General features: G+C 65.3%; 24 protein-coding genes. 12 read left to right on the top strand and 12 right to left on the bottom strand.

Annotation, left to right across the window (positions count from 1 at the left end; genetic code table 11):
* Window positions 1-86 precede the first annotated feature (86 nt).
* The 4 genes from BN977_RS14705 to BN977_RS14690 are packed head-to-tail and all read left to right on the top strand — an operon-like array spanning window position 87 to window position 3,115.
* Entirely contained in the window at window positions 87-1,253 is a 1,167-nt protein-coding gene (locus tag BN977_RS14705; protein WP_036398023.1) for an NAD(P)/FAD-dependent oxidoreductase, read from the top strand.
* A 4-nt stretch (window positions 1,254-1,257) separates the two neighbouring features.
* Window positions 1,258-1,659 carry a cupin domain-containing protein gene (locus tag BN977_RS14700; RefSeq protein WP_036399173.1) on the top strand — a complete coding sequence of 134 codons (402 nt, stop codon included), beginning with the start codon at window positions 1,258-1,260 and terminating at the stop codon, window positions 1,657-1,659.
* Window positions 1,656-2,396 carry an SDR family oxidoreductase gene (locus tag BN977_RS14695; RefSeq protein WP_036398022.1) on the top strand — a complete coding sequence of 247 codons (741 nt, stop codon included), beginning with the start codon at window positions 1,656-1,658 and terminating at the stop codon, window positions 2,394-2,396. Before BN977_RS14700 ends, BN977_RS14695 begins: the two co-directional genes overlap by 4 nt.
* A gap of 23 nt (window positions 2,397-2,419) precedes the next feature.
* Window positions 2,420-3,115, top strand: a complete 696-nt coding sequence (locus tag BN977_RS14690) for an SDR family NAD(P)-dependent oxidoreductase (protein WP_036399171.1) — start codon at window positions 2,420-2,422, stop codon at window positions 3,113-3,115.
* A gap of 18 nt (window positions 3,116-3,133) precedes the next feature.
* Here BN977_RS14690 and BN977_RS14685 read toward each other — a convergent pair whose 3' ends face one another.
* Entirely contained in the window at window positions 3,134-5,917 is a 2,784-nt protein-coding gene (locus BN977_RS14685; RefSeq protein ID WP_051561389.1) for a helix-turn-helix transcriptional regulator, read from the bottom strand.
* 178 nt (window positions 5,918-6,095) lie between these two features.
* Between BN977_RS14685 and BN977_RS14680 the strand changes: the two genes are divergently transcribed.
* The gene (locus BN977_RS14680) at window positions 6,096-6,683 is read left to right on the top strand and encodes an SDR family NAD(P)-dependent oxidoreductase (RefSeq protein ID WP_407661183.1); all 588 of its coding nucleotides are present in this window, start codon (window positions 6,096-6,098) and stop codon (window positions 6,681-6,683) included.
* Between the two features lie 96 nt (window positions 6,684-6,779).
* Here BN977_RS14680 and BN977_RS14675 read toward each other — a convergent pair whose 3' ends face one another.
* Window positions 6,780-7,373: a TetR/AcrR family transcriptional regulator gene (locus tag BN977_RS14675; protein ID WP_036398020.1), complete on the bottom strand. Its 594-nt coding sequence runs from the start codon at window positions 7,371-7,373 to the stop codon at window positions 6,780-6,782.
* Window positions 7,374-7,507: 134 nt separating this feature from the next.
* Between BN977_RS14675 and BN977_RS14670 the strand changes: the two genes are divergently transcribed.
* Both BN977_RS14670 and cynS read left to right on the top strand, forming a co-directional pair.
* The gene (locus BN977_RS14670; protein ID WP_036398019.1) at window positions 7,508-7,996 is read left to right on the top strand and encodes a nuclear transport factor 2 family protein; all 489 of its coding nucleotides are present in this window, start codon (window positions 7,508-7,510) and stop codon (window positions 7,994-7,996) included.
* Between the two features lie 156 nt (window positions 7,997-8,152).
* Complete coding sequence (gene cynS / locus BN977_RS14665; RefSeq protein ID WP_036398018.1) at window positions 8,153-8,623, top strand: cyanase; 471 nt, start codon at window positions 8,153-8,155, stop codon at window positions 8,621-8,623.
* A gap of 240 nt (window positions 8,624-8,863) precedes the next feature.
* Here the strand turns inward: cynS and BN977_RS14660 are convergent, their stop codons facing one another.
* The 3 genes from BN977_RS14660 to BN977_RS14650 all read right to left on the bottom strand — a co-directional run bounded on the left by BN977_RS14660 (window position 8,864) and on the right by BN977_RS14650 (window position 12,532).
* A complete protein-coding gene (locus BN977_RS14660) occupies window positions 8,864-9,943 on the bottom strand; it encodes a GGDEF domain-containing protein (protein ID WP_024452407.1) in 1,080 nt (359 codons plus the stop codon).
* 586 nt (window positions 9,944-10,529) lie between these two features.
* Complete coding sequence (locus BN977_RS14655) at window positions 10,530-11,174, bottom strand: hypothetical protein (protein WP_024452408.1); 645 nt, start codon at window positions 11,172-11,174, stop codon at window positions 10,530-10,532.
* Between the two features lie 527 nt (window positions 11,175-11,701).
* Window positions 11,702-12,532 (bottom strand): MerR family transcriptional regulator, encoded by an 831-nt coding sequence (locus BN977_RS14650; RefSeq protein ID WP_036398016.1) that lies wholly within the window; start codon window positions 12,530-12,532, stop codon window positions 11,702-11,704.
* Window positions 12,533-12,657: 125 nt separating this feature from the next.
* Here BN977_RS14650 and BN977_RS14645 point away from each other — a divergent pair, with 125 nt between their 5' ends.
* The 4 genes from BN977_RS14645 to BN977_RS14630 all read left to right on the top strand — a co-directional run bounded on the left by BN977_RS14645 (window position 12,658) and on the right by BN977_RS14630 (window position 16,021).
* Entirely contained in the window at window positions 12,658-12,999 is a 342-nt protein-coding gene (locus BN977_RS14645) for a nuclear transport factor 2 family protein (RefSeq protein ID WP_036398015.1), read from the top strand.
* The gene (locus tag BN977_RS14640) at window positions 12,996-13,835 is read left to right on the top strand and encodes an oxidoreductase (protein WP_036398014.1); all 840 of its coding nucleotides are present in this window, start codon (window positions 12,996-12,998) and stop codon (window positions 13,833-13,835) included. The genes BN977_RS14645 and BN977_RS14640 overlap by 4 nt, the downstream gene beginning before the upstream one ends.
* 253 nt (window positions 13,836-14,088) lie before the next feature.
* The gene (locus tag BN977_RS14635; protein ID WP_024452412.1) at window positions 14,089-14,883 is read left to right on the top strand and encodes an SDR family NAD(P)-dependent oxidoreductase; all 795 of its coding nucleotides are present in this window, start codon (window positions 14,089-14,091) and stop codon (window positions 14,881-14,883) included.
* 154 nt (window positions 14,884-15,037) lie between these two features.
* Window positions 15,038-16,021, top strand: a complete 984-nt coding sequence (locus BN977_RS14630; RefSeq protein ID WP_024452413.1) for an NmrA family NAD(P)-binding protein — start codon at window positions 15,038-15,040, stop codon at window positions 16,019-16,021.
* Between the two features lie 47 nt (window positions 16,022-16,068).
* Here the strand turns inward: BN977_RS14630 and BN977_RS14625 are convergent, their stop codons facing one another.
* Complete coding sequence (locus BN977_RS14625) at window positions 16,069-16,794, bottom strand: TetR family transcriptional regulator (protein WP_165576322.1); 726 nt, start codon at window positions 16,792-16,794, stop codon at window positions 16,069-16,071.
* Window positions 16,795-16,862: 68 nt separating this feature from the next.
* On the opposite strand from BN977_RS14625, the gene BN977_RS14620 reads away from it, so the two are divergent.
* Entirely contained in the window at window positions 16,863-17,720 is an 858-nt protein-coding gene (locus BN977_RS14620; RefSeq protein WP_109790131.1) for a helix-turn-helix domain-containing protein, read from the top strand.
* Window positions 17,721-17,768: 48 nt separating this feature from the next.
* Here the strand turns inward: BN977_RS14620 and BN977_RS14615 are convergent, their stop codons facing one another.
* The 6 genes from BN977_RS14615 to BN977_RS14585 all read right to left on the bottom strand — a co-directional run bounded on the left by BN977_RS14615 (window position 17,769) and on the right by BN977_RS14585 (window position 26,570).
* Window positions 17,769-18,659, bottom strand: a complete 891-nt coding sequence (locus BN977_RS14615; RefSeq protein ID WP_036399165.1) for an aldo/keto reductase — start codon at window positions 18,657-18,659, stop codon at window positions 17,769-17,771.
* 128 nt (window positions 18,660-18,787) lie between these two features.
* On the bottom strand, window positions 18,788-19,717 hold the full coding sequence (locus BN977_RS14610; protein ID WP_051561385.1) for an alpha/beta fold hydrolase: 930 nt from the start codon (window positions 19,715-19,717) through the stop codon (window positions 18,788-18,790).
* 192 nt (window positions 19,718-19,909) lie between these two features.
* Window positions 19,910-20,788 (bottom strand): amidohydrolase family protein, encoded by an 879-nt coding sequence (locus BN977_RS14605; RefSeq protein WP_272913605.1) that lies wholly within the window; start codon window positions 20,786-20,788, stop codon window positions 19,910-19,912.
* 462 nt (window positions 20,789-21,250) lie between these two features.
* Window positions 21,251-23,176 carry a primary-amine oxidase gene (locus BN977_RS14595; RefSeq protein ID WP_036398013.1) on the bottom strand — a complete coding sequence of 642 codons (1,926 nt, stop codon included), beginning with the start codon at window positions 23,174-23,176 and terminating at the stop codon, window positions 21,251-21,253.
* A 14-nt stretch (window positions 23,177-23,190) separates the two neighbouring features.
* Window positions 23,191-24,663 carry an NAD-dependent succinate-semialdehyde dehydrogenase gene (locus tag BN977_RS14590; RefSeq protein WP_036398012.1) on the bottom strand — a complete coding sequence of 491 codons (1,473 nt, stop codon included), beginning with the start codon at window positions 24,661-24,663 and terminating at the stop codon, window positions 23,191-23,193.
* Window positions 24,660-26,570: an FAD-binding monooxygenase gene (locus BN977_RS14585; RefSeq protein WP_036398011.1), complete on the bottom strand. Its 1,911-nt coding sequence runs from the start codon at window positions 26,568-26,570 to the stop codon at window positions 24,660-24,662. Before BN977_RS14585 ends, BN977_RS14590 begins: the two co-directional genes overlap by 4 nt.
* Window positions 26,571-26,588 lie beyond the last annotated feature (18 nt).

Here is a 26,588-nt window from a genome sequence, read left to right as displayed (position 1 = left end):
GATGCCAGGGTCGTAGTCATGAAGCACGTGACCGCCACCCCGTGGATCAACGGACCCGCCGCCTCCGCCGAGGCGAGGAAAAGCAGATGAGCGCCGCCACGCGCGTCGTGGTCGTGGGCGGCGGATACGCCGGCGTCCTGGTAGCCAACCGCCTGCGCCAACGCACCGACATCGATGTCACCCTGGTGAACCCACGGCCACATTTCGTCGAACGAATCCGGCTACACCAGTTGGTCGCCGGCAACGACGATGCCACCGAGGACTATTCAGCGGTACTGGCCGACTCGGTGAAGCTAGTCGTCGACTCGGCCGTATACATCGACGCCGACGCCAAGAATCTGCGCCTGGCATCCGGCAGCACCCTCGGCTACGACTACCTGATCTATGCCGTCGGCAGCACCGCACCGGTCCCCGCGTCAGTCCCGGGCGCCACCGAGTTCGCTTATGCCCTGGGTGAATTGGAGGCGGCACAACGCCTGACCGCTCGACTGGTCGATGTCCCCCTACCAGCGCCCATCGTGGTGGTCGGCGGTGGTCTGACGGGTATCGAGGCCGCCTCCGAACTTGCCGAGACCGGCCGCACCGTCACTCTGGTGACCGGCGCCCTTGGCCCGTCACTGGCCAAGGGCGGGCGCAAGTCGGTAGCCAAGCGCCTCACGAAACTGGGCGTCACCGTGGTACAGGACGCCACCGTCACACGTGTCGCCGAAGACCGAATCACGCTGCGCGACGGCACAGAACTGCCGAGCGCGGTCGCCGTGTGGACCGCCGGCTTCGGTGTCCCGACACTGGCCGCCGACAGCGGTCTGCGCACCGACCGGCTCGGCCGGCTGCTCACCGACGAGACCCTCAGCAGCGTCGACGATCCCACGATCATCGCCGCCGGCGATGCGGCCTCCCCCTCAGGGGTCCCGTTGCGGATGAGCTGCCAACTCGCCATGCCCCTGGCCTCCCACGCCGCTGACACTCTCCTGGCGCGCCTCGACGGCACGAACCCGAAGGACCTGAACCCGGCTTCGGTGGGCCAGTGCATCAGCCTCGGCCGCCACGCCGGCACCATCCAGATGTCGCACTTCAACGACGAGGCCCTGCCGATGCACCTCGGCGGTCACCTCGCCGCCAGGATCAAGGAATCGGTGTGTAAAGGCACGGTGGCGTTCCTGGCCAAGGAGGCCCGTCAACCGGGCAGCTACTTCTGGCCCAAAGGCGGTAAACGGCAGAAGAATCTGAGGAAAGGGACCACCCGTGTCTGATGTGATGGACAAGCTGATGAAGGCGATGACCGTCATCCAGTCGGTCAAACCGCCCCACATTCCGGACGGCGCCGATGCGATGACCGCGATCATCGAATGGGGCCCCGGCGACAAAGGTGCGCCGCCGCATCGCCATCCCGGCGGACCGTGCTTCGGCTACGTCATCGAAGGCGAGATGCTCTTCGAGCTGGAAGGCGAAGCCCCGCGTGTCATCAAAGCCGGGGAAGCGTTCTGGGAGCCCGGCGGTGACGTCATCCACTACTCCGACGGCAACAACCGCGACGACATCCCACTGCGGTTCCTGGTCACCATGCTCTGCCAACCCGGCGTCGACATGTTCGTCCTCGTCGACGACGCAGAACTCGAAGAGCGCCGTGACCGCCGCTTCAAGAAGGGACAGGAATGAGAATCACCGTGGTAGGCGCCACCGGCCAGATCGGTGCGCAGGTCGTCGAATTGCTCACCGGCGCAGGCCATGACGTCGACGCCGCCGCCCGGTCGTCCGGCGTGGACGCCGTCAGCGGCGACGGGGTGGCGGCAGCCTTCGACGGCGCCGACGCTGTTGTCGACGTCCTCAACTCCCCCACCCTGGAACCCGGCCCGGCGGCAGACTTCTTCACCGCCTCTGCCACCACCCTGCTCGCAGCAGCCAAGAAGGCCGGCGTGCAGCATTACGTGGTGCTGTCGATCGTCGGGGTCGGCAGTATCGATGCCGACGGTTATCTGCAGGGCAAGCAGCGCCAGGAGGAACTGGTAGCCAACTCCGGGGTGCCGTACACCATCGTGCGGGCCACCCAGTTCCACGAGTTGACCGAGATCATCGCCGGTTCGCTGGTCGCCGAGGGCGTGGCCCACGCACCGGATGCCCTGATCCAGCCCGTCGCGGCAGCCGAGGTTGCCGACCTGGTCGCGCGGGTGGCCACCGAAGTGCCGCGCAACGATGTGCTGAATTTCGGCGGACCGGAGAAGATGTCCTTCGCCGACCTGGCCCGCGCCGTCTTCACTGCACGAGGCGAAGACATCACCGTCGTGATCGATCCGCAGGCCACCTACTTCGGTGTCCCCGTGCAGCGGAACAGCCTGGTGACCGACGACGGTGCCGAGTTGGGCACCACCCGGCTCTCCGATTGGCTGGACCGGTGACCGAGCTCGCCGGGCGCACCGCCATGGTCACCGGGGGCACCGCCGGAATCGGCTTCGCGACGGCCCAGCGGCTGATAGAAGCGGGCGCCTCGGTGGTCATCACCGGCCGCGACCCGCAACGCGGGCGCCAGGCTCAGGAAAAGCTCGGCCCGACAGCGCACTTCGTCGCCGTCGACATGGCCGACTCGGCCGGTGTGGAGCGGCTGTCCCGGGAGTTCGAACTCGACATCCTGGTCAACAACGCGGCTCGGTTCCCGGCCGCCCTGACCGTCGACCAGGACGAGAAAGGGTTCGGGCACACCTTCGACACCAACGTGCGCGGACTCTACTTCCTGGTGGCCGCGACGGTGCCCACCATGATCCGCCGTGGTGGCGGGGCCGTCGTCAACGTGACGTCCATGGTGGCGTCCAAAGGGGTCCCCGGCGCGTCGGTGTACAGCGCATCCAAAGCAGCGGTGGAGCAGTTGACCCGGTCGTGGGCGGTTGAATTCGGTCCGCACAACATCCGGGTCAACAACGTCGCGCCCGGGCCGACCGCCACCGCCGGCGTCGCGGCCGAATGGGGCGAAACCAACGAAGAACTCGGCCGCGCATTACCGCTCGGGCGGACCGCCGATCCCGCCGAGATCGCCGAGGCAATCTTCTTCCTGGCCTCCCCGCGCGCCAGTTTCATCACCGGGACCACCTTGCATGTCGACGGCGGCGGGACCGCCGTCTGAAAGCTGGGCTTCGACGCGTCATCGGGTGCGTGCCGCTGAGGGCGCCGGCCCGGTCGACTGGTTGATCCCCTTCCGGAGGTCACGGCGCGAACGAATCCCCAACTTGGTGAACACCTTCCGCAGATGCCACTCCACGGTGTGGGCACTGATGAACAGCTGGCCGGCGATCTCCTGGTTGGTCAGGCCCTGGCCGGCCAGCTCGGCGATCTGACGTTCCTGTGGGCTCAGCTCATCGCCGGCGGCCGTCGGCTGCTTACGGGTCTTCTGGCCCGCAGCCAGCAGCTCACGCCGGGCCCGTTCGGCGAACGCCATCGAGCCCATCTGGACGAACTCCTGATGGGCGAGGCGCAGCGGCTCCCGCGCGACCGTGGCAGGGCCGTTGCGGCGCAACCACTCCCCGTAGAGCAGTCGGGCCCGGGCCAGCCGAATCCGTTGCGACGTCGCTTCGAAACGCTCGATCGACTCCAGGTAGAGCGTCTCCGCCTGCTTCCCCTCGCTCAGCAAGGCACGCGATCGGGCCAGTGCCGCCAAGGCCCGCGGTGACCCAGCCGCCGACGCCCGCACCTGCAGTCGATCGAAAACCTGCTCGGCGTATTCGCGATCGTCGGCGCGGACAGCGGCTTCGACCGCCTCGACCAACAATTCGCTGTGGAACCCGAGATCGTCGTACTCGCAGGCGCTGCGGGCCGCCGTTCGCGCCTCGGCGTACCGGCCCAGCCCGTTGTTCAGTACCGCGGTGGCATAGCGCGCCAATCCGATCACCCGGCCCTCACCACGGGCGCGGCCGGACTCCAGAGCTGCCGTCGCCAATCGGGTGGCCTCGGCTTCGTCCCCCCGCCAGGCCGACAGGATGATCCGGTGGTACTTCAGCGGGGTGTAGTCGATGGCGAGGGCAAGGTCGTTGGCTTCCGCGGCCAGCGCGCCGGCCGTGGCCAGTTCACCGCGCTCGACGGCGGCACCGGCTCGCGACAACAGCGCCGGCGGCAGCAGCGTCAGCGCCCCGCTGTCGGTGGCCAGCTGCACCGCGTGCGCCGCGATGTCATGCCACCCGTCGTCCCACGTCTCGTGGAGCAGGCATTCATGGGCAAGAGGGAAGGCCCGCCAGAACCAGCCATGGCTGCCGTTCCGGGTGGCCTCCTTGAGCGCGTCCAACGCGCGGCGCATGGCCGGCATCGCTTCGACCGCACCGCAGGCCAACCGCTCGGCCAGCGCATGGGTCACCAGATCGAGTGGGGTCTGCGGCTGCCGTTTCGCCAGCGCGGCGTGCGCGGTCGCTGCGACATCGGCGGCCAACCCGGCTGCGGTGCGCCCGACGTACATCGCGGCGCTCAGCGCTTCCAGGTACGCCTCGGTGGCCAGGGTGGGGTCGAGCGCCTCCAACTGCCCGGCCACCGCCGCGAACTGTGTGACGGCGGCGACGAGCGCGTCGGCGTCACCGTCGGCGCGTGCGGAGGCAAACATCAACCGAGTGTTCAGTTGTGCGGAACGGGCCCGTTGCAGATCGGTCAACGGGCCCAGGTCCGCGGTGGCCAGCAGGCGGCGGGCGCTGCCGAACGAGGCGCTCTCGCGGTGGGCCTCGGCCGCCGCGAGCGCCCGGCCGGTACGCACGGAGGGGTCGGGAGTCAGCTCCGCTGACCGCGCCAGAAATGCTGCCGCGGAAGCCGTTCCGCCGCGTTGCAGTGCCCGCCCTGCCGACCGCTCCAGATCCGATGCCACCCGCTCGTCGAGGGAATCGGCGGCCAAGCCGCGGTGCCAGGCGCGCCGGTCCGGGTCGACAACGGGGTCGGTGACCACCGCGAGCGCCGCGTGCGCGATCCGGCGTTGTTCGGCGCCGGCCGACCGGTAAGCCACCGACCGCGCCAACGGATGGTGGAACCGCACCCGGGTGTCGACCGCGATCAGGCCGCAATCGTATGCGGGCGCCATCGCCGCGGGTTTGAGGTCCAGATGTGCCATCGCACGCGACAGCAACGCGGGGTCACCCACCGGTTCAGCGGCCGCGACGCACAGGAGCATCCGGGTGTCGTCAGGCAGGTCGGCGATCAGGGTGCGGTAATGCTCCTCGAGGCCGGCGCCGACGTTCTCGGTGTGAAGGGATGCGATGTCCTTCGGAGTCTCCAACAGTGCCAAGGGGTTCCCCCGCGCTTCGGCCACGATCCGGTCCAGGATCGCCGCGTCCAGGCGGCCCGGGTACGCCGACTCCAACAACCTGCGCGCGTCACCGTCGTCGAGCCCGCCCACCGCCAGGGTGGGTAACCCTGCGGTGCCGTCGATCGGGGTGCGTGTCGCGAACGCCAAACCCACGAACTCGGCCTGCACACGGCGCGCGACGAAGAACAGCGTCTGCGCCGACACGTGATCCAGCCACTGCACATCGTCGACCACGCAGAGCACCGGTCGGTCCGCGGCGGCAGCGGCGAGCAGCCCGAGTACCGCCAATCCCACCAGGAACCGATTCGGCGCGGCTCCGGTGTCGCTGAGGCCGAAGGCCCCCTCCAACGCCTCCCGTTGCGGTTGCGGCAGGCCCGACCGGTAGTCCAGCACCGGCGCACACAGCTGCTGCAGACCCGCGAAGGCCAACTCCATGTCGGATTCCACACCCACCGTGGTCAACACCGTGCAGTCCGCGGCGACCTCCCGCACAAACGTCAGCAGCGCCGTCTTCCCGATACCGGCCTCACCGAGGAGCACCCGCACCTCACTGCGCCCGGAGCGCACGGCGTCCACCATCTCCCGAAGTGCCTGGCATTCGGCGGAGCGACCGGGTAGCGCCGCGTTGCCGCGGTCGCGGATCGCCGTCACGATCGAGATGCCTACCCGTCTGGAGCGCCGGATGCGGCCAGGCCGTGGGCCGCGGTACCGGCAAATCCTGTCATGTCGACCCGACGGGTGCACAGCTACCTGTGAACTACGGGTTTTCCGTGGTCCCTGCTTGCGCTACGACTGCCACTGTTGTCCGAGCACACCGGAGGGAGGGTAGGTGCAGAGCTCGCCAGAATTTTCGGGGCGCACGGCAATGGTCACCGAGGGCACCTCGGAGCTGGGACGGGTCACCGCGCGCCTGCTCAAAGAGGCCGGCGCCCAGCTCATCATCAGCGGCCGGGACGATGCCGCCGGACGGGCTGCCGTCAACGAACTGGGTCCCGGTACCCGGTTCATCGCCGCCGATCTGGCCGACCTGGAGTCCGTCGACCACCTGGCCCGACAGGTGCCGGTCGACATCCTGATCAACAATGCCGATGTGGTGGGCGCCGATACGTTGGCCGGTCTGTACTTTCTCGTGAGTGCCGTGGCTCCCGGCATGATCCGCCTCGGCGGCGGAGCGATCGTCAACGTCGTGGCGGGGGTGACAGACGCCGTCACCGCACTGACCCGCTGCTGGGCAACGGAATTCGGTGCAACCGGCGTTCGGGTCAACACCGTGGTCGCCGGAAGCCGAGCGAATCCCCTCGGACGTGTCGGCAGACCCGTCGAGATCGCCGAGCCGATCGTCTTCCTGGCGTCCAGCCGGGCGAGTTTCATCACCGGCGCAACGCTGCACGCCGACGGCGGAGCGAGCGTCGGGTGAGAGGGAGATGCACCGACTCGGACCACACCCGGCTGACGACGGCTCGGTACTCGCAGCCAGGTGTCGTTGCGCGGACCGATTCTATCGGTGCGCTACCTAGTCATTCGCCGCCAGCAGCGCTGACGCGATCGTGGCCAGCGCCTTCACCGCCGATGTGGCGTCGCGCTGATACTGCGCATGCACGATGGCACCATCTATTGCCACGCCGAGCGCTTGTGCCGTTCGGGTTCGGTTCGCTCCCGGCGGAAGTGTCGCTTTGATGGCCGCGACCATGTCTGCCTTGTGCCGAGCGGTGATGACGTGCACCTCGGGCAACTCAGCGCCGATCTCGTTGACGCTGTTGATGAACGCACATCCACGGAACGAGTCCGCCGTCAACCATTCCTCGACCGCGGATACGACCGCGGGCCGCCGACGACTGCCAACAGAGTGGCGGTCGAGCGCGTCGACAAACCAGTCCATCCAGCGCCGGTGTCGCAAGTCCAAGAACGCCAGTATCAGTGCGTCTTTGCTCGGAAAGTGTCGATAGAAAGTCACCTTGGTGACGCCGGCCTCGGCTATCACCTTGTCGATGCCCGTGGCTCGAATTCCCTCGCGGTAGAAGAGCCGGTACGCGGTGGCCAGTATCCGTTCCCGAGCCGGGAGGGCCGGCACGTCGATCTGCGGATCCAGAGTCTGGGCGATGCTCACGCCATCATTGTAGACAACTCTGTCCACATGACTGGCCCCGCGATGTAGACAGCTCTGTCTACATGCGCTACCGTACTGTCCATGTAGACAGCTCCGTCTACATGGATCCACCCTCCGAGAGAAAGAGGACGACCATGACCGTCACATCCGCAACCGACGTCAAACCTCCGGTTCCGCCGTTCACTGACGAGTCGGCCGTACTGAAGGTTCGGCTGGCTGAGGACGCCTGGAACAGCCGCGATCCGCAGCGCGTAGCACAGGGATATTCGGTCGACAGCGTCTGGCGCAACCGCTCCGTGTTCGTGACAGGCCGTGCGCAGATCATCGAGTTCCTGAGCGGCAAGTGGGACCGCGAACACGAGTACCGCCTCATCAAGGAACTGTGGGCGCACAGCGGCGACCGTATTGCGGTCCGTTTCGCGTACGAGTACCACGACGAAGCGGGTCAGTGGTTCCGCGCCTACGGCAACGAGAACTGGCTGTTCGACGAGAACGGCCTGATGACACACCGCCACGCCAGCATCAACGATGTGCCGATCGGGGAAGGACAGCGCAAGTTCTTCTGGGACCGGAATGCGCCACGGCCGGTGGATCATCCGAGTTTGTCCGCACTCGGCCTGTGACTCGCACGGCTGGATCTCAGACATCGACACCGGCCACGTCGAGGACCTTCGCCTCGCCGACCAGCCGCTGTCGACCGAACCTACTGTCGAGCCACCCTTTCCCTCCACCTCGCATCTACTAGGCATACACACGCCCGAGAAGGACAGCAACGCACCATGATTCACGCCCAATTCGACCCCACCGCCCGTCAGCTGCTGGCCATCGCCGCCGTCGAGGCCAAAACACGCAAAGACGTGTCCTGGCAGCAGATCGCCGACGCCGCCGAGCTGTCCGTAGCCTTCACCACCGCGGCCGTGCTGGGCCAGCACGCGTTGCCGGAAGCGTCAGCAGAGGCCGTCGGCGCCCTGCTGGGACTGGACGAGGACGCGGTGCGGTTGCTGCAGACCATCCCCACCCGCGGCTCCATTCCCGGCGGTGTGCCCACCGATCCGACCATCTATCGCTTCTACGAGATGCTGCAGGTCTACGGCACAACCCTGAAAGCACTCGTTCACGAGCAGTTCGGCGACGGGATCATCTCCGCCATCAACTTCCGGCTCGACGTGAAGAAGGTTGCCGACCCGGACGGTGGCGAACGCGCCGTCATCACGCTGGACGGCAAGTACCTACCGACTGTGCCCTTCTGATCGAAGACGGGGAGTCTCGCACCCCCCACCGGTTAACCGCCGTGTCGCGGTACGGTCCCGGCTCATCACCATCGAGTGGAACGACCACGGAATCTGGGTCGCGTACCGCGGCATCTGGTACGTCTCGGCCGCCCACACCCTCGACGACGTCGACGAGACCATCAAGAGATTCGAGGCCGCGGTGGCCGACGCAGCTGATGCTGGTTGACGCTCGATGCGCGTCGTCGGTCGAACCGGTCGTCAGGGGTGTCCGTTGTGACAAGAGCGGTTTCCACCGGCGCGCTTGGCCTGGTACATGGCGTCGTCGGCGGCCCGGATCAGGTCGTCGATGAGCTGCAGGTTGGGGGCGGCCGCGTCGCCGTCCAGCGGTGCGCTGGCAGTACCGACACTTGCGGTGACCGGCGCCGGTGTGTCGGCGATGGCCTGGCGCAGCTGCTCGGCGTGGATCTCCGGTGCCGGCTGGCGCACGACGTCGGCGATGAGGAACTCCTCTCCCCCGGCCCGGCCGATCACCGCGGAGCGACGGCAGGTCTTCTCCAGTGCGGCGCTCACCCCGATCAGGGCGGCGTCGCCGGCGGCGTGACCGTGGGTGTCGTTGAGTTGCTTGAAGTTATCGAGGTCGATCATTGTGATGATCAGATGGGCGCCGGTGCCGTGGTGACGCATGATCAGTTCGTAGGCCGAGTAGTGGAAAGACCGTCGGTTGTGCAACCCGGTCAGCGGGTCACGGCCCGAGCTGCGAAGGTCGACGCGCAAAGTGCGTACCAGAGACTCGATGCCGAACGGCAGGCCGATGTTGAGCGCCGCCACGATCGCGACGGCAGCGGCCGCCAAGTAGATGTCACCGGTGTCGGCGACCACACGACCCGCCAGCACCGCCGCACAGATCGCGGCCACACCACCGTTGAGGACCACCTCCCACCGGGTGTGGAAATAGGCGACGAACCCGCCGATCACCGCGAACGTCGCGCAGCCCATCAACCCCACGTACGGGTTGGTGAACGACAGGGCGGCCGCGGCGATCGTCGCGGTCGAGACCAGTGAGAACACCATGGACTGTCGCCGCGTCGGCCAGTGCAAGAGGAAAGGCACCGCGGCGCCCGTCGCCGATCCGGCCGCCACGAAGCAGATGATGGTCGTCAGCCGACTGCCGGGCCCTTCGGGGCTGAAGGTCATCAACGCCGTCGAAGCCGCCAGCAGCACGGTGGCGATGAAGATCGTCACCCGCCACAGCCCCTGCAGACCGCGGTCGTACAGGTAGGCGCTGATCCAGTCGTACTGGTCGGCCTGACGTCCCGGCACACGTGCCCACCGAGCCATCGCACACTCCCACATCCGACCAGGAACTGCCCCCACTAGTTGCCACGCCAATCTTGCCAGCGCCGTCCGGCGCTCGGCACAGCTACCCTGGCCGGTGGGCGATGAACAGGTGGCCGGCGGCATCAGCGGTTGTCCGGGATGTGCCTGCTCACCGAGGATCCTTGCCTTCGCATCAGAGCGGACCTCTATGCGCCCTGACCCAGTCGGGACCGTGTTCACGCCTCGCCGAACCACGTTTCCGGGAGATACTGGATGGAGAACACCCGCTCGTACTCAAGGGCCGAACGGATTGAACCCGCGCGAGGACATCAAGACTGAGAACAGCCAGGGGTCGCCTGAAAACCCCGGACCTCTCCGAGATTGCGCTTACGCCTTCATGTCGATCGGTAGTTCCCTGCGCTCGAGTTCAAGCGCGGACTGAAGACGCGACCCGGTCGTTTCGGCCTGAACCGGTTCTGTCTCAGGGGTGTTCACGATCGCCTGACATCGCGGTGTCTGGTCGGCGACCGTCTGGACATCGATCCCGTCGACAACGTCGACGAGGGCCTCTACTTCAGAATCCCCTTGTGTGTTTGAAATCGGGCGCTCAGTACGGAGCGATTGTAGGGATGTCCCTCGGAGGAATGTAGTGGCGCTTCGTTGCTCCGATAAGGACAGTGCCTTTCGGGCCGCTGGGGAGGCTCTCCAAGGGTGCCTGTACCTGCCAGGGCGTCTCGACCTCGATCGTGATAGCCGCTTTACGGCCGACAACGTGGACGGGGGCGTAATCGACGTATTGTTCGGTGGGATCCGGTTCGAAGCTCACGAGAGTCGGCACCGACGCGACACCCGCCACGATTACGAGGAATCCCTCGACGAACAATGGGATCACCGAGACGGCGTCCCAGTCGATGTCTTCTCCGACGGTCTGCGGGACGAAGTCTGCTCCGCCTTCTCGCAGTAGGTCTATCAACCTGCCGAGTTGACCGTGGTAGGGCTCCTCGGAGACATCGTCCGATACCACCTGGTTGTACCGTTCGCCGTCGGCGATCATGGTCCTGTAAAAGAAGACGTCGGCCCCACCATGACTTGGGACCTGCGGGGGAAGGTCGAAATAGCCCATTTCCTCGACGAGAAGCTCGACCTTCTCCTTCAGCGCTTCCCACCCACGGGCGTTTGTGTCGACAGGACCCAGTATCTCTCTGATTGCGGGTCCATGGAGTCCACCTGTGCGGGTAATCGTGATATTCACCGATCCTCCTCGGGTTTCGTGAGTAGTTGACGGGTTCCTGATACGCGTTGCCGGTAAGCGTTGGTTCTCTCATGTCTGGCTACCGAAGCGATTGTCGGCCGACAGCACCTCGACAGCGTCGTAGTACATCCGCCAGCTTGCCCGCGTACGACAAATTTGATCTGAAGTGCTGGCTGGTACGAAAACCATTTCGGCATCGGTGATTTCGAGCTGGTCCGCTTCGGAAGATGCTTATTGGCCCCCTTGTCACACCCGGTGCTTGGACGCGTAGTGAAAGGCTATGCCGCGGACGCCTTAAGGGCCTGAGTAGTCGGCTACTCGAATTGGCGCGGAGCATCACCCGGATGCGGGACTGAGCCATGCTCCGTAGGTGCCGAACTGCTCCTACACGTCAGCAATGTCCCACGCGGTCGCCCGCCGAAGGCATAGAGGTACCGCAACCGGCCAGTGCCGCCATCGAAATCCACGCCGGTCGCACGGGTTTGGGACGCAATCAGTTTCGTAGCGGGTCCGGTCGCGCACTGCTGTCATTCTGACAGCGGGGTGGTGCTGAAAATCGGCCAACAGATTTCTGTGGCGGTGAACGTTGTCGGAGCCGAGGGCGTGGCACCGATGTAGTGTTCGCGAATCGGCCCTTGGTCGCTGATGAGGTGCTCGTTTGCGTATATGCCCAGGGCCGCGTAACTGCGGTCGATGCCGTCCTCGTGACCGCCGGGGTGCGTGAGCACCGCGTATTCGGCCTGGGGTAAGACCTCGGAACGGATGCCCTCCGGTGGCTCCGCGAGTTCCGGTGCTGGTACGAATAGCGTTGCGTTGCCGTGTGATTCGAGGAAAATCGCTCGTTCGTAAAGACCACCCGGCACGACCGCCGACGGCGCGCCTGCCGCCGTGGCAACTGCGTCCCGTAGCCGGCTCAGTGTCGCCGAGAACCAGTTGTCGATGCCGGCAACCTCGATGGTGGCGCCGACGGACCACACGGCGAGCGCAGGTTCGGTGCGCAATTCCACGTGGGGAGGGGTGCGTACGGGCGACAGCAGCTCGCGCAGGGCGCCGACGGTGTCACGTGTCTGCTGCAGCTGCACTTCCATCTGCTCGAGATGAGTGGTGATGATCTCGGTGCGAGCAGCGGCGTCGTCGGTGCTCAGCAGCGCCTTGATGTCGGGGATGGACATGCCCAGGGAGCGGAACCGGCGGATGATGTGTGCGTGGTCGACCTGGCCGGTGTCGTAGAAGCGGTATCCGGTGTGGGAGTCGATGTGGGCCGGTTCCAGGATCCCGATGTCGTGATAGTGCCGCAAAGCCTTGCGACTCAGGCTGGTCATCACGGCGAAGTCACCGATCGAGACCCGTGCGCCCATCACGTCCTCCTCTGCCGTCGGCCACCTGTCAGCGTTGAAGCCATCCTGCCGTCTCCCCCTGGGGCAAGGTCAACATTGCGGCATGAGCTTGACCTTCCCCTTGGGGGAAGCTCCACCGTGGGGTCATGACCACCACAGAATGGGATGCGCTCCCAGACACCGTAAGAACCTTCATGACCGCACTCGACGCCCGTGAGGTGGACCGCACACTCGCCACACTCACCCACGACGCCGTCGTCACCGACGAGGGTCACGACTACACGGGCCACGACCAGATCGGTAGATGGGTTGCGACCGCGGCCGCCGAGTACACCTACACCACCGAGATCACCGGCGCGTCGACCACTGACACCGGCGTGGTCGTCACACAGCACCTGGAGGGCGACTTCCCCGGCGGGGTCGCCGACCTGAACTACCGGTTCGCCCTGGACGGCGCGCTGATCAGCCGGGTGGTGATCGAACCGTGAGCAGGATCTGGTTCATCACCGGGGGCACACCCGGCAACTTCGGCACGGCATTCGCCGACGCGGCCCTCGACACCGGGGACCGGGTGGTGCTCACCTCCCGGCGCCCGCAGGAACTGTCGAGCTGGACCGAGCAGTACGGCGACCGCGTCCTCGTCGTCCCTATGGAGGTCACCGACCCGGCCGCGGTGGAGCGCGCGGTGCGCACCGCCGAGGAGCACTTCGGCGGCATCGATGTCCTGGTCAACAACGCCGGCCGAGGCTGGTACGGCTCCATCGAGGCCATGGACGACTCCTCGCTGCGGGCGATGTTCGAACTGAACTTCTTCGGGGTGCTGTCCGTGACGCGGGCCGTACTGCCGGGGATGCGCGCCCGCGGCAACGGGTGGATCGTCAACGTGTCCTCGGTGGCCGGGCTCGTGTCGGCCCCCGGATTCGGTTACTACAGCGCGACGAAGTTCGCCATCGAAGCCGTCACCGATGCGCTGCGCGATGAGGTCGCTCCACAGGGCATCTCCGTGCTGACCGTCGAACCGGGAGCGTTCCGCACCAACGCCTACTCGGGCTTCGCCGACGAATCCGTCGAGGAGCGCATTCCGGACTACCACGACATGCTCGAAGAGGTCCGCGCCCAATTCGTCGCCATGGACGGCGCGCAACCCGGTGACCCGCATCGTGGCGCCCGTGCGGTGATCGCCGCGATGGCCCAAGATCCGCCTCCCCGCCGACTGGTCCTCGGCAACGGCGGATACGACGCCGTCATCGACACACTGGAACAGACACTCGCCGATATCCGGGCCAACGAGACACTCTCTCGTAGTGCGGATTTCCCGGCTTAGTCGGTCGCCCGAACGGGGCTGACGCCAGTCGAGGCGGCATGCGGATTTGCATTAGTTGCATGTTGCATGCAATGATTTGCGAAACCTCCCGAGCTGATGCGCTCCCGTGGTTGTGCCGACCAGAGCGCGGGAAACCGACGACCAGGGTGGAGATGACCGTGCTTGCGACGTGGCAAAGGGACCACCCCCGGAAAGGGGCCTGTGTGAGCCGGTTCGGACGGACCCCGCTGAGTAGCACGTGAACCGAAACGCGATGTCGTATCGACCGTCACGGTCTCTGGTCACCGGCGCCAGTTCAGGCATCGGCGCGGCATTCGCGCGGGAGTTGGCCGCGCGGGGCTCGGATCTGGTCCTTGTCGCGCGACGCGCGGACAGGCTTGAGCGGCTTGCCCGCGAACTCATGACCGAACACGGAATCACGTGCGAGACAGTCACATTTGATCTGTCGATCGAACGGGCAGGGGCGGCTCTGCGCGAGCGGGTCGGTGGCGAGTTCGACCTGCTGGTCAACAACGCCGGCTTCGCCACGCAAGGCCCGTTCCTGCACGGCGGCGGCGACGAGTTCGCCCGGGTGATCGCCGTCGATATCCGGGCCGTGGTGGACATCTGCCACGCCTTTCTGCCGGCAATGGTGGAGCGGGGACAAGGAGCCATCGTCAACGTCTCCAGTACCACCGCGTTTCAGCCGGTCCCTTCGCTTGCCGTCTACTCGGCAGCCAAGGCATTTGTTCAGAGTTTCTCCCAGTCGCTGTGGTACGAAGCCAAGCAGCGAAACGTCAAGGTTTTCGCGCTTGCCCCCGGACCCACGCGGACCGAATTCTTCGAGGTCATCGGTGAGGGCGCGGCGGTGGCCGGACGGATGCAGACGGCCGAGCAAGTGGCGGCCACGGGCATGCGTGCCCTTGATCGCCGATCAACTCCTCCCTATGTCGTTTCGGGCATTGCGAACTCGTGGACGGCGCGACTTGCGGGACTGGTACCCCGCAGGCTGTTGATCCCCTTCGTGGCCCGGATCCTTCACCCCATGGATCCGGCGCCGTCGCCATGAAGATCGCGTGCGCTGATGCACGCAGACTGCAATTCCTTTCCTGTCATTCCCGAGGAGGACACGTGACAACCGCACCGCTACGCGGCAGCCGAACCGGACTGCCGCACCGCAACCGATCGCGCCTGCATTCGGAATCATCGTCGGGAGGGCGATCATGATCCTGGTCACCAGCGCCGCAGGCGGTGTCGGACGCCCGCTGGTCCGCGGTCTGCGGAGACGCGGGTTGGACGTACGCGCATTCGTCAAGAACGACACCCAGGCGCAACTGGCACGCAGCGACGGGGCAACCGAGATTGTGGTGGGCGACATGCGAAACCGCACAGATCTCGAGAAGGCGCTGAGCGGCGCGAAACGGGTGTACCACGCCGCTCCGACGCAACTCATCGATGAGATCCCGGTTGCCCGAAACCTCATCGAGATCTGCACGGCCGACGGTGTGGAGCACATCGGCTTTCACTCGGTGATTCATCCCGACATCGACGCACTGGTCCATCACCATCAGAAGCTTCTGGTCGAGGGACTGTTGCACGATTCGGGTCTGCCGGTGACCATTCTGCGTCCGTCCCACTACATGCAGAATTACCTGGAGTTCTGGGAGTTCATTCAGGCGGGCTTGATGCCCTATCCGGTGTCACCGACCAGCGTGATGGGCATGGTCGACGTCGAAGATATCGCCGAGGCGGCCGCCAACGTGCTGAGCGCGCCCGACGAGCATCTGGGCAAGACCTACGACCTCTCGGCGCAGGCACTCGACCGCAACGAGATGGCACAGATCTGGACCCGGGTGCTGGGGCACCCGGTGACCGCAATTCGCCTGCCACCCAACGTTGTCGAGAACCCGCTGGCCGCCGCGCCAACGCTGGGGGCGGCCGTCGTCCAGGCACTGCTCAACACCAAGCTCCATGCACTGCCCCACCTCGTTCGCGGCATCCGTGACTCGTCCAATGCGCGGGGCATCCGCAACTGGCCCACCGACGCGCGCGGCGCCTACGTCGGGATGATGACGTACTACGACACCAACGGCCTGCCTCCCGGCAATATGGCCGACCTGCCGAAGCTGTTGGGTCGCAACCCAACGAGTTACGAGCAGTTCGCCAGACGCGTGGCGGCCACAGCGGGAAGCAGCCGCCGCGGGTAGCCGTTGCTCGGTAGCATCGTCGACGCCATCAGGCACCGCGCCACCTGCTACTCGGACGCCACGATGAGCCAAAGCCGGTCGACGAGGCGGATTGCCTGGTCCGGGTCGACACCTTCGAACACGCTCGCATGGATTCCCCGCATCGCGCTGGTGATCGTCACAGCACAGGCCTCGACGTCAACGTCGGCGGTCAGCGCACCGCCTTCGGCGAGACACGCCAACAACTCAGCGAGGGCGCGTTCGAACGCCTGGTGCCAACGCTGCGCGAAACCGTCCTTGCGCGGCACACCCAGGTCGCGGAACAAGACGTGGGCGGCAGGCGTGGCGTAGATCGCTTCGGCGGCCACCCGGAGGAATACGCGCAATTGCTGTTGCGACTGCTCGGGCCAGGTAGCACTGGCGTAGCGCCGCTGCATTTCCGTAATGAGTCGAGTCGCCGCATCATCGGTCGCGGCGTGAAATAGATCGCGTTTGCTCGCGAAGTGATGAAATGCGGTTCGCAGTCCCACTCCCGCCGTCCGCGCCACCTCTTCGACCGTGATCTCGCCGTAGTCGCGGATGCGGAGCAGGTCCTGGGTGGTCTCGACGAGGCGTGCAGCAGTCGCGACAGTCGGTTGGTCATACGACGAAGGAGATTGCTTGGCCCACCGATACAACGTGGCGGGGTGCACACCCACATCACGCGCCACCTGAGCGGCATCACCGTCGGGCCCGAACGCACGGGCAACCGCAGTCCGGCGTTCCTCTGGACTGTGCCGTTTCGCAGGAGACACCCCCCGATCGTAAGGACTGCGGTTCGGACGTCGCCCGGCGATCGCAATGCACGGCGTTGCCACCTGGGATGATGTCCACCATGGACAGCGCTACCAGGCATCGATCAGCTGAGCTCAGTTCTTTCTTACGAGCGAGGCGAGAAGCGCTGACCCCGCAGGACGCCGGCCTCATACCTGGTGCCGGCCGGCGAGTTCAAGGACTTCGCCGGGAGGAGGTAGCGCTCTTGGCCGGATTGAGCACCGACTACTACCGCAGGCTCGAACAAGGTCGAGAGCATCACCCGTCACTACAAGTGCTTCGTGCGCTCGCTCGCGCGTTGCGCCTGGACGCGCACGCGACCACGTACCTCATCTCACTCGTCCATCCAGCCCCCCTGGCGACACCGACTCACGCGACCAGCACCGTCTCTCCGGGGGCTCAGCTTCTCCTGAGCCATGGCTTGCGCGTGCCGGCGCTCGCCGTCGACCTCGGCCTCAACATCCTTGCCATCAACGCGGCCGCCCGCGCGATGTACGGCGGCTTCGCCGACATCGACAATCTCGCCCGCATGGTGTTCCTGGACCCAGCTGCCAGAAGTTTCTACCCGAACTGGCACCATGTGGCGACTCAGACGGTCGGCAACCTCCGCTGGGGCCTGACCCGATTCCCCAACGACGACCGTGTTGCCGAGGTGGTCGATGAAATTTCACCTCAAAGTGAGGTGTTCACCGAGCTGTGGGCGACACACTACGTGCGTCCGCGCTCCAGCGAGGACAAACTCTTCCATCACCCGCAACTCGGTGAACTACACCTCCATTTCGAGGCGCTTGAGCTGGCGGACGCCCCCGACCAGCGATTGTTTGTCTACTGTGCGCTCGTCGGGGGTCCGTTTCCCGACGCCGTCGCTCTGCTCGACACCCTCGCCGATTCCGCAGCGCCGACGTAGCCTCAAATCGGCAGTGGTGCAAAGGGGGTTCACTGGCGCCCTGCTTGCTCAGACGGAAGCCGCAGTGAGCCGGTCGATTTCTTCGGGCGTCAACTCGATTTCAGCGGCTGCCACGTTCTCCTCCAGGTGCGTGCGTCGCGACGTGCCGGGGATGGGAAGCATGACCGGTGAGAGATGCAACAGCCAGGCGATCGCCACCTGCCCCACACTGCAGCCGTGCGCGCGGGCGACGTCAGCGAGCGCTTGGTGGGCCTGCGCCAGCCCACCCTGCGCCACCGGCGCCCACGGAATGAAGGCGAGCCCGTCGCGTTCACACACTTTCAGGATGTCGTCGGCGCCCCGATCGATGACGTTGAACCGGCTTTGGACACTGACGATTTCGGCGATCTGCCGCGCCTCGTCGAGCTGTTCCACCGTGCATTGCGACAAGCCGATCTCGCGAATCTTGCCCTCGTCCTGCAGCGCCTTGAGCTCGCCGACCTGATCTGCCAACGGCACCTTCGGATCCACCCGGTGCAGTTGCAAGAGATCGATCTGATCGACCCCCAAGCGGCGCATGCTCATCAATACCTGCTGCCGCAGGTACTCGGGTCGTCCAACCGGTGGCCACGCCGCCGGGCCCAGGCGTTTCGGTCCGGAGTCGGTGTCGATGACATCAGGCCCGTTTCGGGTCAAGCCCGCCTTCGTCGCAATGACGATGTCGTCAGGGTACGGATGCAGCGCCTCATACAGAATTTGTTCGGCGACATGCGGACCATACGAGTCGGCGGTATCGATGAACTGCACACCGAGATCGACCGCCCGACGAGCCACGGCGATGCACTCGGCCCGGTCCTGAGGTTCACCCCAAATCCCGCGGCCGGTGAATCTCATCGAACCGAAACCCAAGCGCGAGACCGTCTTACCACCGATATTGATTGTCTGCGGATTCACGTTCACCGTGACACCTACCTCCACTTCTATGTTCCCGATGTGACTTACGGACCCTTGTGTTCACGGACCGACCAGCGCCACTGCCGCCACGTTAGGTGGGGGTCGGCGGGTCTAGGGGGGAGTAATACACCCCCCTACTTCGGCGGCCGATCAACCGCAAGCGATCGGGCCCGAGCGGCCGCGTCGAATTCGCAGAACATGTTGGTGAAGTACTCGGGCTGCTCCTCGGGCACCCAGTGGCCGCAGTCCGGTACGAGCTGGCTTGTCACCGAATCGGCGATCTCTTCGCACATTTCCCGGAAGTTCTGCGCGAGCGGATTGGTAGCACCTCCGGAAGCCAGCACCGGGACGGTGAGCTTGCCTTGTTCGCGCAGCGCGGCGCGATTGTCCTCGGCGTCGCGGTCGAGCTCGCGGTAGACCTCACACATTGCCCGCATGGCGCCCGGGGCCTCGTACGCGCGGGCGTATACATCAAGATCCGCAATGGAGATCGCGTCCGGCTGGTAGGCCAGCTCGTCGAAGAAGCGGTTGATGTACCAACGTTCACGTCCGTGCGTGAGGTACACCGCGATGTCCGGATTGGCATGAAAGGAGAACTGCCACGCCGATTTCTGAGCCATGCGCCGTCGGTAGTAGTCAGTGCCCGGAAGCGGAGCTTCCATGAAGGTGACGCTGACGACGTCGGCGCGGTAACGCAGGGCAAAACTCAGCGCCAGCGTCGAGCCGAGGTCGTGCCCGACAAGCGAGATGGGCTCCGCTACTCCCAGCTTCTCCCGCACAAGAGTGTGGATATCACCGGCCATGGTCCATTTGTCGTAGCCGTCGCGCGGTTTGTCCGATGCGCCGGCACCGCGATAGTCGGGCATGATCACCCGGTAACCGGCGGCCGCGAGCGGCATCATGACCTTGCGCCACTCGTAGCGGGTTTGCGGCGCGCCGTGCAGGAGCACGACCGTCATGGTCGGTTCTGGTGGCGTGGCGACGGTATAGCCGATGCGAACCGACTCGTCCGCATCGACCCAGGCCCGACCGTGGTGGACATCGGCATCGTGCGCTGTGGTCATGGTGTACGCCTTCCCGGCTGTCTCTTCGTGTCGACGGCCAGTGTCGACCCTGAATCGCTGCCGAAGGGGGGAACAAGTCGGCCCCCCGGCACACCGGGACCGCCGGTACGCGATGACCCGCGGCCGGCCGAACGTCAAGCGAGGCGCGGGAACAGCGCCACCGCATTCTCGCGATTGATCGCCGCGGCTCGATCACCGATTCCGGCATCGAGTAACTCGGTGAACCGTGTTCCCACCACAGCCGGGGCGTAGGGGAAGTCGCTGCCGTACAGGATGCGGGCGGGGATCGGCGAAGGCCAGGAAGCTCGGAAGGGCGTATGCGCTGGACGACAGTGCGGTATCGAAGTAGAAGCGCTTGAACTTCCCTTCCAGGTCGTCCGCCGGAGGGCCTTGCGGGTCGAGCTCCGCTTGCAGCAGACAGAATCGCGTCACCGCATACGGCAGGAAACCGCCGGCGTGCGACAGAACGATCTTGACGCCGGGATACATGTCGTGAATCCCGTTGAACACCATGTGCACTGCGGTGCGGGTCGATTCGAACGGATAGTCCACCAGCGGGCCCGGCACGCCGGGCAGCGTTGCGATCGACGGATGCCCGGGATGGACGAACACGACTGCGGAGCGCTCATCGAGAGCGCTCCACAGCGGCGCCAGCCGCGTGTCGCCGAGATACACGTCGTCGTAACTGCTGAGCAGGACCACGCCGTCGGCGTGGAGTTCGTCGAGTGCGAAGCAGGCCTCTGTGACGGCACCGTCGACGTCGGGGAGCGGCAGTGTCGCGAAGTAACCGAACGCCTCGGGCTGCTCGGTCACGAGTGCCGTGCTGTACTCGTTGACCCTGCGAGCCATCGCGCGGCGCTCGTCGTCGGGCCATCCCACCACACTCGGTGCCGTCAGCGACAGGATGCTCGTGGCGATCCCGTTGTCTGCCATGAATCGCCGGTGGGTGTCGGGATCCCACGACGGCAGCGTCCAGCCGGAGGGATCGCCACCGTGTTCGTGCAGTGATTCGCCCCAGAACGGCGGGACGTAATGGGTGTGCACGTCGATCCGTTTCGGTGAAACGACCATGGGTGGGCTCCTTTGAGCTGTGACTAGGGACGTTCGATGATGTGGGGGGCTCGGTTTGGCCGGGTTGTGGCCGTTAGAAGCGGACACAGCGGAACACGTTCGGGAGATGCTGCGCGCGCAACACTCACGAGTCAGATCAGCTCTCGAACCCGCCCAACCCGACAAGGAAATGCTGGACGAACTGGCCACCTACGTCGTGGGCATCACGCAGTCCCTCGCGGTGCTCAGCCGCGGGGGAATGTCAGCCGAAGAGTTACAATCCACGGCCAGGCTCGCGTGTGAGACCGTCGCCCGCCGGCTTGGTGCCACCATCGGTGAGCGATGAGCGTGTGAGGTGACCGTCTTCGATCGCCTGGCCGGCTGACCGCAGCACCGCGAATCGCGCCGGCCGTGAATACCGTCCGACTGCTTCGGTCGATCAACCGCTGAGCGCGAACGCCTTCGGCAACGCATCATCTTTGCTCACACCGGGGGGTGCCCCACGCAGTGGGAACCGGACGCGGGCACGTCCAGCGTCGGGTTGCGATCGAAGAAGCCCGAGGGCTTCAGCACAAAACCGGTGTAGTCGACGGGCATGATCGGCCAGTCCTCTGGACGCGGGGTATGCGTCAGGCCGAAGGTATGCCAGACCACCAGGGCTGTGTTCTCGACGCAACGATCACCCGCAACGAACGAGGGCAAACCGGCGCCCCCCGCGTGCTGGTTGACGTAGTCGCCCGTCGGGTAGCGCTCGGACTTCTCGAACGGAGTGACCCATAGGTGTTTGGTGGCGAAAGTCGCCCGACGCGCGATCGATGACTCGTCGGCGGCGAGAAGTAGCGGATTGCCTTCGGGATGCAGACTGTAGGCCACCGGCTTTCCGACGGCGTTGTGCTTGTGGGAATTGCCGATGCTCCATGTCCGTCCGGCCGAGCGATCCGCCATCCGTTGCGCTTCGCTTTCCGTGCGCAGTGGGGTTTCAGACAGCGCCCACGCATTGCCCCGCGGATTGTCCTCTCCGATCGGGAGACGACACACGTTCTTCTCAACCACGGTGTTCTCGTCGCCGTCGACCTGCATGTGCAGGCGGGCGCAGAACAGGTGCTGATGGAACGGTGCCCCCAGTCCGGGGGCGAGTTCGGCCGCATACGGGTTCTCCGTACGCCCTGGACCTGGGTAGGCAGCGGTGAAGACGACGCCCGTCGCTTTGACCTGGAGCTCGATGGTGCCGTCGAGGTAGAGATACCAGTAGAAGCCGTAGTCATAGTTGCCGAGTGTCGTGAAGAACGAGATCACCAGTCGCCGTTGACGTCTCACTGCGGACGAGCCCGCCCAGTCATCACGATGCTTCCACAGAATGCCGTAGTCCTCTTCGTGGATACAGATCGCGTTGGTAATCGTGCGGGGATGGCCGAACTGGTCGGCGACCACAGCATCGAGGTAGGTGATGTCACCGAGGCAATCGCACCCCAGCTGCAGGCTATTGGCCATCTGGCCGATCAGGTACTCACCGGTGTCGAAGTAGTTCTGCCAGCTTCGGATCGGGGAGGGATCTGCATACGGCACCACCATCTCAGCTACCGACGCTCGGAAGATGATCGGCCGCAGTTTGCCGTCGTCGGTGAAGCCCAACTGATGGAGAACGACACCCTCGCGCGCATCGAACGTGACGCGCACCTGCCACTTCTCCCACGACAGCACGTTGCCGTCGAGCGTGAAGCTGGGGCCGTGTGGTTGGGCGATCTCGATCGGCTTCTGCGTGGTTCGCGGAGGTCCGGTGACCTCGGGATCGTCGAAATTGCCCGACGCTTCGGGGATGGGCACCGGCCCCAGGTCGATGACATCGAGGACGACACGTTCGATGACGTCGACGAAGGCGACGAGACCATCGACAGGGTGAGCCCAGGCATGGTCGGCAGGATGGTCCTGTCGGAAGGCCAACCCCCGCAATATCCGGCGTCCGGATTCGCCCGGATAGTCGAAGACGCCCGCAGACAGAGGCGCCACCCGAACGCGCGCGATATCCAACCCGCGTGCCGCCAACGCCTTCTGCCACCTGGCATCGGTGGCCAGGATGCGTTCGACGGCCTCGAATTCCTCTTCCAAGACCGGGAGCTGTCCATCCACAGCGGCATTCAGTGTTTTCGACGATATGACGACCTCGGCATCGGTCGACACGACGGCATCGACTCCGGTGCCGTTCTGAACGTCTTGGATCATTACCCGGAACCGACGCTCGACTGCTCCAGATCTCAGCTCCGCCGGCGTGGGTTCCTCGAGTCCGAGGTAGGCAATCCGCGATGTCGCGTGAAACAACCCTTCCTCGGACAGGATTCGGCGCACATCCAGAATCTCGTCGGGTGTGGCCATGGCGAGCGGGTGGGTGTTCCGTGGCGCGAGGGTGTCCATCAGTAGCAGTCCTGTCAGACGAAAGGGTTCGGGGTGAGGGTGTATTTGGTCTGCAGATACTCGTGGATGCCCTCGACGCCGCCCTCTCTGCCGAGGCCCGACAATTTCCACCCACCGAAAGGTGCCGCGGCATTCGACACCACACCGATGTTCAGGCCCATCATCCCGGTCTTGATGCGCTCGATCATGCGCTGTCCCCGGCGCAGATCCTCGGTGTAGACGTAGGCAACGAGCCCGTATTCCGTGTCGTTGGCCAGCGCAACCGCTTCTTCCTCGTCGTCGAATGCGGCGATAGCGAGCACCGGGCCGAAGATCTCCTCACGCAAGATGTCGCTACCCGCAGTCACGTTGGTGATCACGGTCGGCGCGAAGAAGGTGCCGATGCCGTCGATGCGGGTTCCCCCGGTGGTGATGGTGGCACCACGGTCGACCGCGTCGGCGACCAACGCCTCCGCCTTGGTGACGGCGTCCTCGTCGATCAGTGGTCCGATCGTCACGCCCGGATCAGTACCCCGGCCGACGATGAATTCGTCGACCTTCGCGGTCACCCGCTTGGTGAAATCTTCGACGACGGACCGATGGACGATGAAGCGGTTGGCTGCGGTGCAGGCCTGCCCGATGTTGCGGAACTTCGCCGCAATGGCCCCTTCGACCGCCTTGTCGATGTCGGCGTCGTCGAAGACGAGAAACGGTGCGTTGCCGCCCAACTCCATCGATGTTCTCAGTACTCCCTTGGCGGCCTGCTCGAGCAGCCGCTGACCCACGGGCGTGGAGCCGGTGAAGGACAGCTTTCGCAACCGCGGGTCGGCGATGATCGGCGCTGACAACGCGGAGGACTTCGACGTGGTGACGACGTTGAGCACCCCGTTGGGTAGGCCCGCCTGCAGGAAGACATCGGCCAATAACAACGTGGTCAGCGGCGTGAGCGCTGCCGGCTTGACCACGACCGTGCACCCCGCGGCCAGCGCGGGCGCGATCTTGCGAGTTGCCATGGCCAGCGGAAAATTCCACGGCGTGATGAGGAAGCACGGGCCCACAGGATGTTGCGTGACGATCATGCGCCCCGTGCCTTCAGGATTGGCGCCGTAGCGACCGTGAATCCGTGTCACCTCTTCGCTGAACCAGCGCAGGAACTCGCTGCCGTAGGCAACCTCACCGCGGGCCTCGGCCAGTGGCTTGCCCATCTCCAGGCTCATCAGCAGTGCGAAGTCTTCCTTGCGGTCTTGCACCAGATCGAAGGCAGAGCGCAGGATGTCGGCGCGCTGACGCGCGCTGGTATCGGCCCACTGCTCGGCCGCCTGGTCGGCCGCCTGTAGGGCGGCGAGCCCGTCGGCAGGCGTGGCATCGGCTATCTGCTTGATCGTCTCACCGGTGGCGGGGTCGCTCACGGCGAGCGTCGCGCGCGAAGCCGAGGGGCGCCAGGCACCACCGATGAGTAATTCGTGCGGAACGGTGGCGAGCAGGTCGTGATCCCGGATGGCGGTCATGCATGGTCCTTCGACAGACAGGTGGTGTGTTGAGGAATGAAGATGTTGGCGAAAAAGTCGGCCAGTTCCGCCGTCGCGGTCAGCGGCACCACGTGCCCGACATACTGGTCGGGCCGGACGACCACAATGACACCGCTGCGGTCGATCTGGCGCTCCTCGAAGATGTCGGACCCCGGCTGGGCGGCATAGACCTTTTCGTAATCCACGAGATGCAGCGGGCCGACCCGGGGCAGGAACGTCGTCGGAACGGTCGCCAGATCGACCTGCGTGTGGTCCTGCTGATAGACGACCTTGACGTCGAAGACACTGTCGATGTCGGAGTCCTTTGGCGTGTACGCGATGACCGGCGACTCGGGGGCCGTGACCAGCCAGTCCGCCCATTCGTCGAGCGCCGCGGTGCCCTGTGCTGCGGCGAAAGCGTAGATGCGCCAGCGCCCATCGGCGCGGTGGTGGTGCCCGAGATGGACAGGGTTGCCGTCGGCAACGCGAACCACCGGGGCCGACTTGAAGCGTTTGCCGAGGGGAAAGCCCGGTGCCAGGTGTTGGTGGTTCGACTCGGCGACGATGATCGACGGTGCGTATTGGGTCATGAACCCTGCGGGGAACTCGGCGGTCTTGACGTAGAAGTCCTCCAGCTCGGAGGGTGAATCGAAGTCCTCCGGACGCTTGGCCATCATGTTCGACCACTGCTTATCGAAGTCGATCAGGTTCTGTGCAATCACTTGACGTTCACTGTTGTAGGTCGCGAGAAGCGTTTCAGGACTGCGTCCTTCCAGGACGTGGGCGAGCTTCCAGGCGATATTGAACCCGTCTTGCATGGAAACGTTCATGCCCTGACCGGCTTTCGCGCTGTGGGTGTGGCACGCGTCGCCGGTGATGAACACTCGCGGCTGCCGCATGCCGACCGCTTCGGGCGGAACGTCGTCGAACCGATCGGCGACCCGATGCCCGACTTCGTACACGCTGTGCCAGGCCACGTTTCGAACGTCGAGCGTATAGGGCTGCAGGATTTCGTTAGCTTGGGCGATGATCTGTTCGATGCCGGTGTTGCGGATCTTGCCGTTGTCGTCCTCGGGGACCTCGCCCAGGTCGACATACATCCGGAACAGGTACCCGCCTTCACGCGGGATCAACAGGATATTGCCCCCACCGCCGGACTGGATGGCGCACTTGGTGCGGATATCGGGAAAGTCCGTCACGGCGAGTGCATCCATCACCCCCCACGCGTGAAACGCCTTGTCGCCTTGGGGTATACATCCGATAGAATCGCGCACGGCGCTGCGGGCGCCGTCGGCACCTACAACATACTTGGCATGAACGGTGCGCAAGTCACCCTGACGCGCACCCGAGGTGTGGGCCAAGGTCACGGCCACCGGGTACTCACCGTCATCGTCGACGCGAAGGCTGCGGAATTCCAGGCCGTAGTCGGGCCGCATCCGGGTCGGCGAGTTGGCCATCACCTCGGCGAAGTAGTCCAGTACCCGCGCCTGGTTGACGATCAGGTGAGGGAATTCACTGATGCCGCTCGGGTCGTCTTCCGCTCGCGCCGTGCGCACGATCCGTGAGGGATCCTGCGGATCCGGTTTCCAGAAGGCCATCTGAGTGATTCGGTAGGCCTCGGCGATGATGCGTTCGGCGAATCCGAAGGCTTGGAACGTCTCGACACTGCGAGCCTGAATCCCGTCGGCTTGTCCGATGGCCAACCGTCCGGGTCGCCGTTCGACGATGCGCGTGTTGATCCCCGCGAATTGCGACAGTTGAGCGGCGGCGATCATGCCGGCCGGTCCGGTTCCGACGATGAGGACGTCGACGCGGTCGGGGAGGTCGTCCTCACGGTCGATTCCCACGCCAGCTGCCGGCTGCACACGGGGGTCTCCGGAAACGTAACCGTGGTGGTGGAATTGCATTGTCAGCCTTAGATACTC

The organism is Mycolicibacterium cosmeticum (genome assembly GCF_000613185.1).
GTDB classification, from domain to species: domain Bacteria; phylum Actinomycetota; class Actinomycetes; order Mycobacteriales; family Mycobacteriaceae; genus Mycobacterium; species Mycobacterium cosmeticum.
The sequence above is the reverse complement of the archived record's forward strand: the minus strand, read 5'-3'. Positions and strand labels throughout refer to the sequence as shown.

Bases quoted from the DNA above. Each gene is read 5' to 3' on its own strand.
- BN977_RS14705 (WP_036398023.1), top strand. From the start codon at position 87: ATGAGCGCCGCCACGCGCGTCGTGGTCGTGGGCGGCGGATACGCCGGC.
- BN977_RS14700 (WP_036399173.1), top strand. From the start codon at position 1,258: ATGGACAAGCTGATGAAGGCGATGACCGTCATCCAGTCGGTCAAACCG.
- BN977_RS14695 (WP_036398022.1), top strand. From the start codon at position 1,656: ATGAGAATCACCGTGGTAGGCGCCACCGGCCAGATCGGTGCGCAGGTC.
- BN977_RS14690 (WP_036399171.1), top strand. From the start codon at position 2,420: ATGGTCACCGGGGGCACCGCCGGAATCGGCTTCGCGACGGCCCAGCGG.
- BN977_RS14670 (WP_036398019.1), top strand. From the start codon at position 7,508: ATGACCGTCACATCCGCAACCGACGTCAAACCTCCGGTTCCGCCGTTC.
- cynS (WP_036398018.1), top strand. From the start codon at position 8,153: ATGATTCACGCCCAATTCGACCCCACCGCCCGTCAGCTGCTGGCCATC.
- BN977_RS14660 (WP_024452407.1), bottom strand. From the start codon at position 9,943: ATGGCTCGGTGGGCACGTGTGCCGGGACGTCAGGCCGACCAGTACGAC.
- BN977_RS14650 (WP_036398016.1), bottom strand. From the start codon at position 12,532: ATGGGCGCACGGGTCTCGATCGGTGACTTCGCCGTGATGACCAGCCTG.
- BN977_RS14645 (WP_036398015.1), top strand. From the start codon at position 12,658: ATGACCACCACAGAATGGGATGCGCTCCCAGACACCGTAAGAACCTTC.
- BN977_RS14635 (WP_024452412.1), top strand. From the start codon at position 14,089: ATGTCGTATCGACCGTCACGGTCTCTGGTCACCGGCGCCAGTTCAGGC.
- BN977_RS14630 (WP_024452413.1), top strand. From the start codon at position 15,038: ATGATCCTGGTCACCAGCGCCGCAGGCGGTGTCGGACGCCCGCTGGTC.
- BN977_RS14620 (WP_109790131.1), top strand. From the start codon at position 16,863: ATGATGTCCACCATGGACAGCGCTACCAGGCATCGATCAGCTGAGCTC.
- BN977_RS14610 (WP_051561385.1), bottom strand. From the start codon at position 19,717: ATGACCACAGCGCACGATGCCGATGTCCACCACGGTCGGGCCTGGGTC.
- BN977_RS14605 (WP_272913605.1), bottom strand. From the start codon at position 20,788: ATGGTCGTTTCACCGAAACGGATCGACGTGCACACCCATTACGTCCCG.
- BN977_RS14595 (WP_036398013.1), bottom strand. From the start codon at position 23,176: ATGGACACCCTCGCGCCACGGAACACCCACCCGCTCGCCATGGCCACA.
- BN977_RS14590 (WP_036398012.1), bottom strand. From the start codon at position 24,663: ATGACCGCCATCCGGGATCACGACCTGCTCGCCACCGTTCCGCACGAA.
- BN977_RS14585 (WP_036398011.1), bottom strand. From the start codon at position 26,570: ATGCAATTCCACCACCACGGTTACGTTTCCGGAGACCCCCGTGTGCAG.